General features: G+C 64.1%; 15 protein-coding genes and 1 tRNA gene. 9 read left to right on the forward strand and 7 right to left on the reverse strand.

Features of this window, described 5'->3' with window-relative positions; genetic code table 11:
* The first annotated feature begins 82 nt into the window (after positions 1–82).
* Positions 83–1441: an MFS transporter gene (locus E4L96_RS10040; RefSeq protein ID WP_135207072.1), complete on the forward strand. Its 1359-nt coding sequence runs from the start codon at positions 83–85 to the stop codon at positions 1439–1441.
* Between the two features lie 82 nt (positions 1442–1523).
* Here E4L96_RS10040 and E4L96_RS10045 read toward each other — a convergent pair whose 3' ends face one another.
* Positions 1524–2048, reverse strand: coding sequence for a hypothetical protein (locus tag E4L96_RS10045; RefSeq protein WP_135207073.1), 525 nt, complete (start codon positions 2046–2048; stop codon positions 1524–1526).
* 50 nt (positions 2049–2098) lie between these two features.
* Between E4L96_RS10045 and E4L96_RS10050 the strand changes: the two genes are divergently transcribed.
* Together E4L96_RS10050 and E4L96_RS10055 are read left to right on the forward strand one after the other, a co-directional pair.
* A complete protein-coding gene (locus tag E4L96_RS10050; RefSeq protein WP_135207074.1) occupies positions 2099–2461 on the forward strand; it encodes a winged helix DNA-binding protein in 363 nt (120 codons plus the stop codon).
* 134 nt (positions 2462–2595) lie between these two features.
* Positions 2596–3015 (forward strand): GNAT family N-acetyltransferase, encoded by a 420-nt coding sequence (locus tag E4L96_RS10055; RefSeq protein ID WP_135207075.1) that lies wholly within the window; start codon positions 2596–2598, stop codon positions 3013–3015.
* 66 nt (positions 3016–3081) lie between these two features.
* On the opposite strand, the gene acs is transcribed toward E4L96_RS10055, so the two are convergent.
* On the reverse strand, positions 3082–5073 hold the full coding sequence (acs, locus tag E4L96_RS10060) for an acetate--CoA ligase (RefSeq protein WP_135207121.1): 1992 nt from the start codon (positions 5071–5073) through the stop codon (positions 3082–3084).
* 178 nt (positions 5074–5251) lie between these two features.
* Here acs and E4L96_RS10065 point away from each other — a divergent pair, with 178 nt between their 5' ends.
* From E4L96_RS10065 to E4L96_RS10080, 4 genes are all read left to right on the forward strand, one after another.
* Positions 5252–5854, forward strand: a complete 603-nt coding sequence (locus E4L96_RS10065) for a TIGR00645 family protein (protein WP_135207076.1) — start codon at positions 5252–5254, stop codon at positions 5852–5854.
* A gap of 16 nt (positions 5855–5870) precedes the next feature.
* Positions 5871–7400: a fumarate hydratase gene (locus E4L96_RS10070; RefSeq protein ID WP_135207077.1), complete on the forward strand. Its 1530-nt coding sequence runs from the start codon at positions 5871–5873 to the stop codon at positions 7398–7400.
* Between the two features lie 5 nt (positions 7401–7405).
* Positions 7406–8305 carry a glutamate racemase gene (gene murI / locus E4L96_RS10075; RefSeq protein WP_135207078.1) on the forward strand — a complete coding sequence of 300 codons (900 nt, stop codon included), beginning with the start codon at positions 7406–7408 and terminating at the stop codon, positions 8303–8305.
* A 94-nt stretch (positions 8306–8399) separates the two neighbouring features.
* Positions 8400–8475 (forward strand) — tRNA-His (locus tag E4L96_RS10080).
* Positions 8476–8519: 44 nt separating this feature from the next.
* On the opposite strand, the gene E4L96_RS10085 is transcribed toward E4L96_RS10080, so the two are convergent.
* From E4L96_RS10085 to E4L96_RS10100, 4 genes are all read right to left on the reverse strand, one after another.
* Complete coding sequence (locus tag E4L96_RS10085) at positions 8520–8816, reverse strand: HigA family addiction module antitoxin (protein ID WP_135207079.1); 297 nt, start codon at positions 8814–8816, stop codon at positions 8520–8522.
* An 8-nt stretch (positions 8817–8824) separates the two neighbouring features.
* On the reverse strand, positions 8825–9103 hold the full coding sequence (locus tag E4L96_RS10090; protein ID WP_135207080.1) for a type II toxin-antitoxin system RelE/ParE family toxin: 279 nt from the start codon (positions 9101–9103) through the stop codon (positions 8825–8827).
* Between the two features lie 114 nt (positions 9104–9217).
* Entirely contained in the window at positions 9218–10375 is a 1158-nt protein-coding gene (locus E4L96_RS24570; RefSeq protein ID WP_267874326.1) for a carbohydrate kinase family protein, read from the reverse strand.
* Positions 10376–10398: 23 nt separating this feature from the next.
* Positions 10399–12399 carry a glycoside hydrolase family 13 protein gene (locus E4L96_RS10100; RefSeq protein WP_229414378.1) on the reverse strand — a complete coding sequence of 667 codons (2001 nt, stop codon included), beginning with the start codon at positions 12397–12399 and terminating at the stop codon, positions 10399–10401.
* 2 nt (positions 12400–12401) lie between these two features.
* On the opposite strand from E4L96_RS10100, the gene E4L96_RS10105 reads away from it, so the two are divergent.
* Entirely contained in the window at positions 12402–13214 is an 813-nt protein-coding gene (locus E4L96_RS10105) for a class I SAM-dependent methyltransferase (RefSeq protein ID WP_220433414.1), read from the forward strand.
* 3 nt (positions 13215–13217) lie between these two features.
* Here E4L96_RS10105 and E4L96_RS10110 read toward each other — a convergent pair whose 3' ends face one another.
* On the reverse strand, positions 13218–13496 hold the full coding sequence (locus E4L96_RS10110) for a KTSC domain-containing protein (RefSeq protein ID WP_135207081.1): 279 nt from the start codon (positions 13494–13496) through the stop codon (positions 13218–13220).
* Positions 13497–13702: 206 nt separating this feature from the next.
* Between E4L96_RS10110 and E4L96_RS10115 the strand changes: the two genes are divergently transcribed.
* Positions 13703–14566 carry an STAS domain-containing protein gene (locus tag E4L96_RS10115; protein WP_135207082.1) on the forward strand — a complete coding sequence of 288 codons (864 nt, stop codon included), beginning with the start codon at positions 13703–13705 and terminating at the stop codon, positions 14564–14566.
* Positions 14567–14572 lie beyond the last annotated feature (6 nt).

The raw sequence follows: 14572 nt of genomic DNA on the forward strand, positions 1-14572 counted from the left end.
ATGGTCGATTGGACACTTTGTCCCACCTGCCCATCGGACAAGCCGACGAAAATGAAACTGGAGACGAAAGGTAGTGGCAATCATGGCAACATTGCAGCATGCCGAATCAGCAAATTCGAGCGATTTTCGCTCAAGCCCTTGTAGCAGCGGCGCACGTAACGTCAACTCGCGCGGCGGCGACGGCCTGGTGCACCCGGGCGAGATCGCAGTCGGGGTGGTGATCGGCCGGGCATCCGAATATTTCGACTTTTTCGTCTATGCCATCGCCTCGGTGGTGGTGTTCCCCCAGCTGCTCTTCCCTTTCGAGCAGCCGCTGGAAGCGCAGCTGTGGTCCTTTGCGATCTTCTCGCTGTCGTTTATCGCGCGTCCGTTCGGGACGATTATTTTCATGTACCTGCAGCAGAAAGTGAGCCGCGAGGCCAAGCTGCTGGTGGCGCTGATGGTGCTTGGCAGCGCCACGGCCGGCCTGGCCTTCCTGCCCTCCTACCAGAGCGCGGGCGGGCTGGCGATCGGCATCCTGGCGGTGGCGCGTGTGGCGCAAGGCATCGCGCAGGGCGGCTCGTGGGACGGGCTGCCGTCGCTCCTGGCGCTCAACGCGCCGAAGGAAAAGCGCGGCTTCTACGCCATGCTCGGGCAGCTCGGCGCGCCCACGGGTTTCATCATCGCGGCCGGGGTGTTCGCGTACATGATGCTGGCGCTGACCGAGAAGGACTTCCTGGACTGGGGCTGGCGCTATCCGTTCTACGTGGCGTTCGCGATCAACGTGGTGGCGCTGTTTGCGCGCCTGCGCCTTGTGTCGACGCCGGAGTACTCGCACCTGCTGGACGAGCGTGAGCTGGAGCCGACCAACACTGTGGAGCTGATCCGTAACCAGGGCAGCAATATCGTGATCGGGGCGCTGGCGGCGCTGGCCTCCTACGCGCTGTTCCACCTGGTGACGGTGTTCCCGCTGTCGTGGATTCACCTGTATTCGACCGAGCGCGCCGTGGTCAACGTACTGGAGACGCAGATCGTCGGCGCCTTCCTGTGCATCGCGGCGATCATCGGGTCCGGCTTCATCGCGGACCGTCTCGGGCGCCGCACCACGCTGGGCTTGCTGGCGACGGGCATCGCGGTGTTCTCCGGTTTCGTGCCGCTGCTGATCAGTGGCGGGGAGCTTGGGCAGAACGTGTTCATCCTGGTCGGCTTCGTCCTGCTGGGCTTCTCGTACGGGCAGGCGGCGGGTGCGGTGACGGCCAACTTCGAGTCGCGCTTCCGCTACACCGGGGCGGCGCTGACGTCGGATCTGGCGTGGCTGGTGGGCGCGGCGTTCGCGCCGGTGGTGGCCCTCGGCCTGGCGGCCAACTTCGGCCTGGCCTTCGTGAGCGTCTACCTGCTCTCCGGCGCCGGCGGCTCGCTGGCGGCGCTGAGCCTCAACCGGGTGCTCGAAATCCGCGACTGAGTCTTCTTCTCTCCCACCAAAACGGCAAGCCTCCGGGCTTGCCGTTTTACGTTGGGGAGCGTGATTTTCGGATAGAATTTGCTCAGCGCGGACGGTGGGCCCAGGCGGTGTAGATGCGCAGGATCAGCCGGCCACAGTAGACGACGATCAGCGCGCCCAGGCAATCTCCCACCGACATGGCCGCCAGCCCCCACAAGGACAGCGGATCGCCATGCAGGGCGAACCACAGGTGGTGCAGCACCGGGCTCGCGATGGAATAGAACAGGACGCAGGCCAGCAGCCGCCGCGACGACAGGTTCGCCAGCGTTGGCCGCAGCCCGAACAGGCGGCGGTCGGCCAGGTAGGCCAGATAGGGCGCCACGGCGGCCACGATCCCGCCGGCAAATGCGCGCACCGGCTCGTCGGGGAACAGCACCAGGAAGTTGATCAGCCACGACACGATCAGCAGGCCCACCGCACCCGTCTCGGCAAACAGCAGCACGCACAACAGGCGGGCGCCGGCCGGCAGGTAGATCAAGTTGATGCCGGGGCCGAATTCGAAGGACCGGAACAGCCACTCGTTGAGCGTATAGAGCACCAGAAAGAAGAAAATCGTGATGAGCAGCATGAGCGCATGCATCCTGACCTGTCGCCACTCCACCAAAAATCTCCTCCCGGATGAGTAAGTCGCCCCGCCCCGCGGATATCTATTTCCGCTTCCTCCGCCTCAGCCAGGCCATGCGCGACCTGCCCTCGCTGGCGCCACTGGACGCGCTGGAAGAGCGCATCCTGTCCTTCATCGTGACCCGCCAGGAAGCGGGCCACACCCTGGGCGTGCGGGAACTGATGTCGTTCGAGGAACTGGGCTCGCCCGCCACGGTGCACGGGCGGCTGACCTCGATGCGCAAGAAAGGCTGGCTCCTCCTCGCGGACACGGACGATGCGCGCCGCAAAAGTGTGGAACTGACCCAGGCCGCGCTGGCGCACTTCGACCGGCTGTCGCGCTGCTTGACCGAAGCGGTCACACCGCCGTCGCGCTAGGGGGGTGCAACGCGGCGTGATTATACGCTGCGCCACCATGAGCCCGGCGCGCTGCGTCTGAAAATCGTTATAGATTCTTGAACGATTCGCTGGGATCGGTTATTGTTGCTTGTTCATTAATTCTTGCACAACCGATGCAGCAAGTCACAGCCGAAGTCTTGTTTGGCGCGTCCGCGCTGGCGCGCCTGGGCGCCCTGGCCGGTTCCGGCGAATGGCAGGATCTGCTGTTCGCGAGCCGGAACGCGACCGTCTTCCAGCACCCGAGCTACGTCCTCGGCTGGTATGCCTCACATGCCGATCACTATGAACCCGTGGTGGTGCTCGGCCGCACCCCGACCCAGCGCTTGGCCGGGTTGTGGCTGCTGGCACGGCAGCGCCGCGCTGGCCGGCTGGTGCAGGCGGGCCACCACCAGTCGGCGCACCTGATCACGGATGCGCAACCCGACGCCGAACGCACCTTCGTCGCCACCGCCCAGCGAGCCCTGGCCATCGCCCTGGGCGTGCCCGAAATCGACATCGGCACGGTGCCGATGCCGCCGCGGGAACTGGACTGATACCCTCGGGCGGCAGCCATGAAAAAGCCCGGCGCGCAGGCCGGGCTGGGGGCGCGGGGACGCGGTTTAGATCGCTTGCTTGAGCTGCTCCAGGATGGCCGGGTTTTCCAGCGTCGAGATGTCCTGGGTGATCTGCTCGTCCTTGGCCAGCACCCGCAGCAGGCGGCGCATGATCTTGCCGGAGCGGGTCTTGGGCAGGTTGTCGCCAAAGCGGATTTCCTTCGGCTTGGCGATCGGCCCGATCTCCTTGCCCACCCAGTTACGCAGCTCCTGCGCCAGCTGCTTGGCTTCGTCCCCGGTCGGGCGGGCGCGCTTGAGGACCACGAAGGCGCAAATTGCTTCGCCCGTGGTTTCATCCGGCTTGCCCACCACCGCAGCTTCCGCCACCAGCGGATTGGCCACCAGCGCCGACTCGATCTCCATGGTACCCATGCGGTGGCCGGACACGTTAAGCACATCGTCGATGCGGCCAGTGATGGTGAAGTTGCCGGTATCCTTGTTGCGCACGGCGCCATCGCCGGCCAGGTACAGGGTGCCGCCCAGCTCCGGCGGGAAGTAGCCCGACTTGAAGCGCTCCGGGTTGCCCCAGATGGTGCGGATCATCGACGGCCACGGGCGCTTGACCACCAGGATGCCGCCCTGCCCGTTCGGCACATCCTGCCCCGCCTCGTCCACGATGGCCGCCATGATGCCCGGGAGCGGCAGTGTGCAAGACCCCGGCACCATCGGCGTGGCACCCGGCATCGGCGAGATCATGTGGCCACCGGTCTCGGTCTGCCAAAAGGTGTCCACGATCGGGCAGCGTTCCTGGCCCACGTTCTTGTAGTACCACATCCACGCTTCCGGATTGATCGGCTCACCGACGGAGCCCAGCAGGCGCAGGCTGGAAAGGTCGAAGTTCTTCGGATGGACCTTGGCGTCCGTATCCGACGCCTTGATCAGCGAGCGGATCGCGGTCGGCGCGGTGTAGAAGATCGAGACCTTGTGCTTGGCGATGGTCTCCCAGAACCGGCCCGCGTGCGGGAAGGTCGGGATGCCTTCGAAGACCACCTGCGTCGCGCCCACGGCCAGCGGGCCATACGCCACATAGGTGTGGCCGGTGATCCAGCCGATATCGGCGGTGCACCAGAACACGTCGTTCGGCTTGATGTCGAAGGTCCACTTCATGGTCTGCGCGGCCCACAGCAGGTAGCCGCCGGACGAATGCTGCACACCCTTCGGCGTGCCGGTCGATCCGGACGTGTAGAGGATGAACAGCGGATGCTCCGCGCCCACCCACTCCGGCTCGCACTGGTCGGCTTGGCCATCGATCACATCGTGCAGCCACAGGTCGCGGCCCTCGGTCCAGGCCACGTTGCCGCCGGTGCGCTTGTAGACGATCACGTCGCGGATGGTGTCGCAGCCGCCCATGCCGAGCGCTTCGTCCACGATGGCCTTGAGCGGCAGCGGCTTCCCGCCGCGCATCTGCTCATCGGCCGTGATCACGGCCACGGCGCCCGCGTCGATGATGCGGTCCTGCAGGGACTTGGCCGAGAAGCCGCCGAACACCACCGAGTGCGTGGCGCCGATGCGCGCGCAGGCCTGCATCGCGGCCACGCCTTCGATCGACATCGGCATGTAGATGACCACGCGGTCGCCCTTCTTGATGCCGCGCGATTTGAGGCCATTGGCAAACTGGCACACGCGCGCATGCAGCTGGCGGTAGGTGGCGGTGGTGACCTTGCCGTCGTCCGCCTCGAAGATCAGCGCGGTCTTGTCCGCGTTGCCGTTTTCGAGATTGCGGTCCAGGCAGTTGTACGAGACATTCAGCTCACCGTCTTCGAACCATTTGTAGAACGGCGCTTCGGACTCGTTGAGGGTCTTGGTGAAGGGCTTGTGCCAGCTGACCGTCTCGCGCGCCAGGCGGGCCCAGAAGCCCTCGTAGTCGGCGGCGGCCTCCGCGCACAGGGTGTTATACGCGTCCATGCCCGCGATTGCGGCATGGGCGGTGAAGTCGGCGGGCGGATTGAACACGCGGTTCTCCTGCAAGCCGTCCTGCTGGGTCTCTGTACCGGCCATCATTGTCTCCGTTGGTTGAATGTTTTCTCATCACCATAACGTATATCGCTTACGATGCCCTTACAGGTCGCGGTGGGCGTGTCATGGCTGACAACAGGCCGATTTTACCCCCGCCCGCCGGGCGCTTCCAGCATCGGGCGTGTAAAATGGCCGGGTTTGAGCCCAGCGATATCACGCCATGCACGATCCCATCGACTCTCCAAAACTCCGCCCGCTCCCCAACCTGATCTTCATGAGCCGCTGGCTGCAGCTGCCGCTGTACCTCGGCCTGATCCTCGCCCAGTGCGTGTACGTCTTTCACTTCTGGGTGGAGCTCAAGGACCTCGTCCTGGCCGCCATGGGCAATGCCGATGCGCTGGACCACATCCTCAACGCGGTCACCGTTCCCGGCAGCCCGCGGCCCGAAAAGCTGAACGAAACCACCATCATGCTCGTGGTGCTCGGCCTGATCGATGTGGTCATGATCTCCAACCTGCTGATCATGGTGATCGTGGGCGGCTACGAAACCTTCGTCTCGCGCCTCGGACTGGAGCGCCACCCGGACCAGCCGGAATGGCTCTCGCACGTGAACGCGTCCGTGCTGAAGACCAAGCTGGCGATGGCGATCATCGGCATCTCGTCGATCCACCTGCTGAAAACCTTCATTAACGCGGCGTCGTATGCACCCACCGTGGTCATGCAGCAGACCGTGATTCACGTGGTGTTCCTGCTCTCGGCCATGGCCATCGCCTACACCGACCGCATCACCACGCTGACCCAGAATCAGTCCAAACATCACTAACCCGAAGAGCACCACCATGACCGTCATTAAACAGGATGACCTGATCGAGTCCGTCGCCGCCGCCCTGCAGTACATCAGCTACTACCACCCGGCCGACTACATCCAGCACCTGGCGCGCGCCTACGAGCTGGAACAGAGCCCGGCCGCGAAGGACGCCATCGCCCAGATCCTCACCAACTCGCGCATGTGCGCCGAGGGCAAGCGCCCGATCTGCCAGGACACCGGCATCGTCAACGTGTTCCTCAAGATCGGCATGAACGTGCGCTTCGAAGGCTTCACCGGCAGCGTGACGGACGCCATCAACGAAGGCGTGCGCCGGGCCTACAACTTCGAGGACAACAAGCTGCGCGCCTCGATCGTCGCGGACCCGCAGTTCGAGCGCAAGAACACCAAGGACAACACCCCGGCCGTGGTGCACATGGAACTGGTGGAAGGCGACACAGTGGACGTGAAGGTCGCGGCCAAGGGTGGCGGCTCGGAGAACAAGACCAAGTTCGTGATGCTCAACCCGTCCGACTCGCTGGTCGACTGGGTACTCAAGACCGTGCCGCTGATGGGCGCCGGCTGGTGCCCGCCGGGCATGCTGGGCATCGGCATTGGCGGCACCGCCGAGAAGGCCATGCTGATGGCGAAAGAGTCCCTGATGGACGACATCGACATGTATGAGCTGAAGCAGCGCGGCCCGCAGAACAAGCTGGAAGAGCTGCGCATCGAACTGTGCGACAAGATCAACGCGCTGGGCATCGGCGCGCAGGGCCTGGGCGGCCTGACCACGGTGCTGGACGTGAAGATCAACATGTATCCGACCCACGCGGCGTCCAAGCCGGTAGCGATGATCCCGAACTGCGCAGCGACCCGCCATGCCCACTTCGTGCTCGATGGTTCGGGCCCGTCGTACATTGAACCGCCGGCGCTGTCCACCTGGCCGAACGTGGCGTGGACCGCCGACACCGAAAAGTCGCAGCGCGTGAATCTCGACACGCTGACGAAGGAAGAAGTCGCGTCGTGGAAGCCGGGCCAGACCCTGCTCCTGAACGGCAAGATGCTGACCGGCCGCGACGCCGCGCACAAGCGCATCCAGGACATGCTGGCCAAGGGCGAGCCGCTGCCGGTGGACTTCACCAACCGCGTGATCTACTACGTCGGCCCGGTTGACCCGGTGCGCGACGAAGTCGTGGGCCCGGCCGGCCCGACCACCGCGACCCGCATGGACAAGTTCACCGAGATGATGCTGGCGAAGACCGGCCTCATTTCGATGGTCGGCAAGGCGGAGCGCGGCCCGGCGGCCATCGAGGCGATCAAGGAGCACAAATCGGCGTACTTGATGGCGGTGGGCGGCTCGGCGTATCTGGTGTCCAAGGCGATCAAGTCGGCCAAGGTGGTCGGCTTCGCGGACTTGGGCATGGAAGCGATCTACGAGTTCGAGGTCAAGGACATGCCGGTGACGGTGGCCGTGGATTCGAACGGCACCTCGGTGCACCAGACCGGCCCGAAGGAGTGGGCGGTGCGCATCGAGCAGCTCAACGCGGCCAAGGCGGCGCAGTAATCGCCATGACGCACGCGCCTGTTTCTCCGTCGGCTGCCCTGGTTCAAGGTGGCGTGGATACGGGCGCCTTTCATGCTGCCGGTGCGTTGGCGCCGATTGGCGTGTTCGACTCCGGCGTCGGCGGACTGTCAGTGCTGCGGCATATTCGCGCGCAGCTGCCTGCGGAGGATCTGCTGTACTTCGCCGATGGTGCCTTTGCACCGTATGGCGAAAAGTCCGAGCAGGTGCTGGCGGAACGCGCGCTCGCCATCGCGCGCTTCCTGCGGGCGCGCGGGGCGAAGGCGCTGGTCGTGGCCTGCAATACCGCGACCGTCGCCGCCATCAAGCTGCTGCGCGACACATGGCCGGACATGCCGATCGTCGGCGTGGAGCCGGGCCTCAAGCCCGGCGCCGCCGCCACGCGCAGCGGCAAGGTCGGCGTGATGGCCACCGAGGCCACGCTGGCGGGCGAGAAGTTCCTGCTGCTGCGGGACCAGATCACCGAGACCAGTGGCGCGCAATTCGTGCTGCAGGGGTGCGCGGGGCTGGCCGATGCGGTGGATTTGGGCGAGCTGTCGTCCGAGGCCACAGTGGCGCTGCTGGAAGGCTTCATCGATCCGATGCTGGCGGCGGGAGCGGACACGCTGGTCCTGGGCTGCACGCACTACCCGTTCGTGCAGCAGGCCATCGAAGACATCCTGCAGCGGCGCGGCGCGCACCATGTGGTGCTGGTCGATACCGGGGATGCGGTGGCGCGGCAGTTGGCGCGGTTGCTGGAAGGGGCCGGGCTGCTGCGGTCTTCAGCTTCTGGCGCTGGCGGCTCGCTGACTGGGTTCACCAGCGGCGCGGCCGAGACGCTGTCCTTCGGCTTCCGCACCCTGCTCCAGGTGGACGCGCCGGTGCACGAAGTGCCTTCGCTGGGCTGACGCCCTCACCCATCAGTTTATTTGCCATTGCAGCAAACGGCTTGTATAATAGCGAGCTGTCCCGCTCTTCCGTGGGGCGCAGAAGTACTCTATGGTGGCTGTAGCTCAGTTGGTAGAGTCCAGGATTGTGATTCCTGTTGTCGTGGGTTCGAGTCCCATCAGCCACCCCAAGAATTCCAAAAGGCCGCGAGCGTAAGCTCTGCGGCCTTTCTATTTATGCGGCTTCAGTGCGCTTGGCCGGGCGTACTTTAGCAGTAGTCTTCCGCTCGGCGTGCCAAAGGTCATGTTGCATCTGCATTTGCAACCATGACTCAGCATTTCCTCCCAACCATTGAGCCAGCCGGATGGCGAGTTCGGGACTGACACCTGCCCGACCATTGACCACTCGTGATAGCGCGACACGGGAGACTCCCAGCTGAGCCGCAGCTTCAGTGACCGTTATGCCGAGTCCCGGGAGCACATCTTCCTTCAGGATTTCCCCTGGATGCGCAGGATTATGCATGCGTGACATATAGCTCTCTAGTGATAATCGATGTAATCGACCAAGTCGGCGTCGCGCCCATCAAACTTAAAGATGAGCCTCCAATTGCCGCTCACTCGGATCGACCAGAAGCCAGCTTTCTGACCGAGTAAACGGTGCAAGCGCCAGCCCGGTACGTCGATCAGGCCAAGATCCGATGCACCGTCCAGGGCCGTGAGTTGCCGCCGCAGCTTCCCCGCGTGGTCCGGCTGGATGCCAGCTTTGCTACCGGTAAGATAGAAACGCTCCAGTCCCTCGTCCGCGAAGCTTCTGATCAAGATTGTATCTCCCTGCGATACACCATGTGCGCGCCACTACAGCGTCTTCGCTGTGGCCGCTTGACGCTCCGTTAGACTGTGCGTCACGCAAGAGTTCCAAGCGATCTCTGCAACCTATGGAGATCTTTCGGTACCTACTATCGAGGGTAGCTGGTCAAAGCGCGCGAGCTCTTCGCGGCTCAGGCTGCGCTCGGCGGTGCCGGGCCAGGCGCAGGCGTAGGCGCCGGAGATGGCGGCGGTGCGCATGCAGGTGTCAGTGGATGCGCCCTCGAACCAGGCGTGCAGGAAGGCGGACGAGAAGGCGTCGCCGGCGCCGTTGCTGTCGACGATAGAAAGACCGAGCTGGGCGCAGGGGAAGTGGCGGATCTCGGTGTCATCGCGTTCGAGCACGTGACTGCCGCCGGCGCCGGCGGTGGCGACGACCACGCGTGCGCGGCCCTCGCGAAGAATCGAGCGCATCACGTCGAACACACCTTCGCCAAGAGCCGCGCTGCTGAGGAATACGATGTCCGAACGGTGCGCGAAGTCGTGGTAGTAGGGATTCCGGCCGTCCCAGTCGTGCAGGTCGGTGGACACGGGCAGCCCCAGCGCCTCGATGTCGTCATACAGCGCGCGCGCCCACGGCACGATGCTGACGTGGACGTGCTCGGCCTCGCGCAGGCGCGGCAGGTACAACTCGCGCGGCATGCGCAGCGTGTCGGGATGGCGGCCGTCGTACAAAGACAGGCGCCGTCCGTCCGGGCTGACCAGGTTGACGCTGCGCCGCGTGCCGCTTTCATGGACGAGGTAGTCAAATGCAAGGCCGCGCTCGCGGTAGCGCGCATGGATCAGCTGCGCTTGCGGGTCGTCGCCGATGAAGTCGAGCAGAACCGGGCGGTGGCCCAGCGCCAGCAAACCAAGGGCGACGCCGTTGCCGGTGTGCGCCACGTAGTCATGCACGGCGGGCACATGGATGGAGTCGGCCATCGGCAGCGGCAGCGAGGGCACGCGCACGATGGTATCGATGCCGACACCGCCCGCGACCAGCACGCGCCTTCCACTCGCGCTCGCGTTGCGTCCAGCATCATCGCTATCGCGGCCACCCGTGCTCGCGTTGCGTGACGCGCCTGCGCTTTCGAGGTCGTCCGCGCTCGCGATGTGGGGCGCGTTGGCCCTTTCGTGGCCCTCTGCGCTCGCGCTGCGTGGCGCACCGGTTCTATCGGGGCCCTCTCCGTTCTCGATGTGGGGCGCGCTGGTGCTATCGAGGCCGCGCGCGCCCACGATGCGGGGCATACCGGCGCTATCCGCGCCGCCGCTCACCATTCGATGACCGCTGACGTCATGGCCGGCAGCGCCAGCGGCCCGGTCAAATCCACGGCAGCGCCGGTCAGCACATTGCGTCCGGCCCGCGCGCCCTTGATCACGCCCGCGAAGCGTTTCAGGTCCAGTTGGCTCGCCGCCGGATTCTTGTTCAGCACCACCATCACGGTCTGCTTGCCGTCGTGCCGGAAGTAGACGTACTGCCCGTCGCGCGGCAGGTAGTGCGTGAGCTGGCTGCGCGTGACCGCGGTGGACGTCTTGCGCCAGTTGAACAGCGTGCGCACGAACTGCTGCATGTCGCGCTGCGCGGCCGTCAGCCCGGCGCCGGTGAAGGCGTTGACGGTATCGCCCGCCCAGCCGCCCGGCATGTCGGCGCGCAGCACGCCGTCGTTGCGTTCTTTCGGGCTGCCGATCAGCACCTCGGTCCCGTAGAACACCTGCGGAATGCCGCGCGTAGTCGCCATCAGGATCACGTCCGCCTTCGCCAGGTCGACATTGTTATCGACTTGCGCCAGCACCCGCGGCCGGTCGTGGTTATCGGGGAACACCATCAGCTTCATCGGGTCCGCATATAGGTAATCAGCCGCGATGATCTCGTAGATCTTGATGAGGCCCTGTCCGCTCGATTCCGGGGCCGTGAGCGCGCCCGGCGCGGTGTCTGTCAGCGGAAAGTCCATCACCGTTGGCAGTTCCGATTTGAAGCCAGTGCGGTTGACGACGCCCTTCTGCCAGTACGCCACCATATGCGGCCGCGCGTCCATTTCCTCGCCCACGATATTCAACCGCGGATATTCCGTGAACACGGCGCGGTTCCACTCATTCAGAAAGGCGGGATCCGAATACGAATAAGTATCTTCGCGGATGCCGGAGAGATTCGCATACTCGATCCACCACAGCGTGTTCTGGATAAGGTAGCGGGCCACCAGCTTGTTCCGCTGGTTCATGTCGGGCATTGATTCGACAAACCAGCCGTCGAAGAAGCGCGCCTTGTCTTCCGGCGCCACGTGGATATCCTGCGCCACCGTGTGCTGGTTATTCGTCGGGACGAATGTCGTGCCGTGGTTGATCCAGTCCGCTGCGGGCATATCCTGCATCCACCAGTGGCCGGTGCCGATATGGTTGAGCACCACATCGTGAATCACGCCGATCCCGCGCGCATTGGCGGCGGCGACGAAGGTGCGGAAGTCCTCATTGCTGCCGAAGCGCGGATCGATCTTGTAGTAATCGGTCAGCGCATAGCCGTGGTACGAGTACTGCGGCTGGTTATTCTCCAGTACCGGCGTCGGCCACAGCATGGTGAACCCGAGACTGCGGACGTAATCGAGCTGCGCCTGCATACCCGCCAGGTCGCCGCCGTGGCGCCTCACCGGATTGCTGCGCTCTGCCGCTTCACGCATGCCGGCCGTGTCATTGGCCGGGTTAGCGTTGGAAAAGCGGTCTGGCACAATCAGATAGATCGCGTCGCTGGAATCGAAGCCGCGGCGTTCGGATGAATGCGGCCGCCGCGCCTCGAGCCGGTAGGGATAACTGGTCACCACCGTAGACCCGCGCTTGAATTGGAGCTTGAGCTCACCGGGTTGCGCGGCCTTGCCGATCTTCAGATTCACGAAGACAAAGTTCGGATTGTCGGTACGTTCCACGCCGGTCATCTGTACGCCGGGATAAGCCACCGATGGCTGCAACTCGCTGATATTCTCTCCGTGCACCATGATCTGCAGCTCGGTGCGTTTCATCCCCACCCACCAATTCAAAGGTTCCACATGCCGGATGTCATAGGGCGCCGCGGCGGCGAAAGCCGGAATCCAGGCTGCGAGGACGAAAACGAGTTTGAGCACGGCGCCTCCGAGAGTTGTGAAGTAGTAAACTAACATGTAATTTCGCCGATTTCTACGATTTAAACCGGTGTGAAGTAGTTTTCCTTCATGATGAAAATACCACATTGCTGAAGGTACAAACGCTGTACCATCAGCCTGAGCCGTATTGACCGTGGAGGACACCGATGTCGCAGATGCTGAGGGAAACTGGATTACCATCCGCCCCACAGGAAGACGCCTACGCCCTGGTCATGGAGCATTACCGTGCCAGCCCGCGCGAACAGGCCCGGTTCTCGGATTTGATGCGGCTGATTCCCTCGGGCCTGCATTCGGCCCTCGATATTGGCGCGCGGGACGGCTATATGTCGAAGGCGCTTGCCGGCAAAGTCGATCGCGTCACCGCGCTGGACCTGGACAAGCCCTCTTTTACGGCGCCGCGCGTCACCTGCGTGCAAGGCGACGCCACCGCCCTGCAATTCCCGGACCGCCATTTCGACCTGGTGTTTTGTGCCGAGGTGCTGGAGCATATTCCCACCCGCCTGCTGGACAAGGCCTGCGCGGAATTGAGCCGCGTGGCGGGGCAATATGTGCTGATCGGCGTTCCGTACAAGCAGGATATCCGCAAGGACCAGACCACCTGCTACCACTGCGGCGCCGTCAATCCGCCCTGGGCGCACGTCAACTCATTTGATGAGCGGCGGCTGCAGGCGCTGTTCCCTCAGTTGGAAGTGCAGAAAATCACGTACGTAGAGACGGCGGGGCCCGATACCAACGGCCTGTCCGCCGCCCTGATGAATTTCGCTGGAAACCCGTATGGGACGTATGGGCAGGAGGAACCCTGCATTCACTGCGGGCATAAACTGACGCCGCCGCCGCCCCGCAACCTGGCGCAGAAAGTCGCGACCAAAGGCGCGGTGTGGCTGAACCGGATGCAGGACGTGGTCACGCCCCGCCACGCCAACTGGGTCCACATCCTGTTTCGCCAGCCCAAACGATAACCATCAGGACGACTCGCCCGGCGGTTTGAAGAGATCGTCCAGCGCGGCCCGCGCGGCGCCGGCATTGCGCGCGGCTGCCCGGCGGCTGGTGAATTCTTCTTCGATATTGTCCCGGTAAAAACTCCAGGCCACGCCGGATGTCGAAAACCGCCGCCACAGCTCGGCGCCGACGTTCAGGTATTCCAGCGCCGAGCCATCTTCCAGCTCGACCCGGAGGACTTTATCCCGGGCGTCATAGCCGATCGCGCGCAGCTTGCCCGCGTTTATCCGCTTCATGTCCATACGGCCTCCATCACGTCAATAAGCGCCAGTCTACCCAGATCGCAGCGCGCGCGACCTCCTATTTTTGCCTACAAAGAAACGGCATGTTGTCCTACAAATTGAACGCAGGAAAAATCGGGCCATCGGCTACAATCGTCAGGATGCACGTTTGCCAAATGTGCTGTCTTTTGTCCAACGCACACATATAAAAACCGAAGGGAGCCTGCATGAGCGCCAACACGACCGGCCACCTGGCCACAGTTCTCAAGAACAACGAAAGTGCCCTGCTGGAAGGATGGCTGGAGGGCATGCTGTCGCGTCTGGTACGCCGGGACAAGGCCGGGGAAGCGGAGGCCCGCACCCAAGCCGCCCGCTTCATTCCGCTGGTGGCCAACGCCGTGGCCAAGGGCGGCACCTATGACATCAACACGGCCGCCTGGGCCGACGTGCGCCATCTGCTGGCCGAGATCTCGGCCAGCCGCGTGCGCCAGGGCTACACGCCGATCGAGACCGCGACCTTCGTCTTCTCGCTCAAAGAGCCGGTATTTGGCTTGCTGCGCAAGGACATCAGCGACCCGCTGACCCTGGTCGAGGAAACCGCTAACACCGGCAACCTGTTCGACCAGCTGGGCCTCTACACCATCGAGGAATTCACCAAGTCGCGCGAGCAGGTGATCATGCGCCAGCAGCAGGAGCTGCTCGAGCTCTCGACCCCGGTGGTGCAGCTGTGGCGCGACGTGCTGGCCCTGCCCCTGATCGGCACCCTGGACAGCGCCCGCACCCAGGTGGTGATGGAAAACCTGCTGCAGAAGATCATCGACACCGGCGCCTCGATCGCCATCATCGACATCACCGGCGTGCCCACCGTGGACACCCTGGTGGCCCAGCACCTGCTCAAGACCGTGGCCGCGGCTCGCCTGATGGGCGCCGACTGCATCATTTCCGGCATCCGCCCGCAGATCGCGCAGACCATCGTGCACTTGGGCGTGAATCTGGAAGACGTGGTCACCAAGGCCAGCCTCGCGGACGCCTTCCTGGTCGCCCTCAAGCGCACCGGTGCCAACGTCTCCTACTCCACGCAGAAGGACTGAAAGGAC

The sequence above is a fragment of the Zemynaea arenosa genome, from assembly GCF_004614185.1.
In the GTDB taxonomy this organism is placed as follows: domain Bacteria; phylum Pseudomonadota; class Gammaproteobacteria; order Burkholderiales; family Burkholderiaceae_D; genus Telluria; species Telluria arenosa.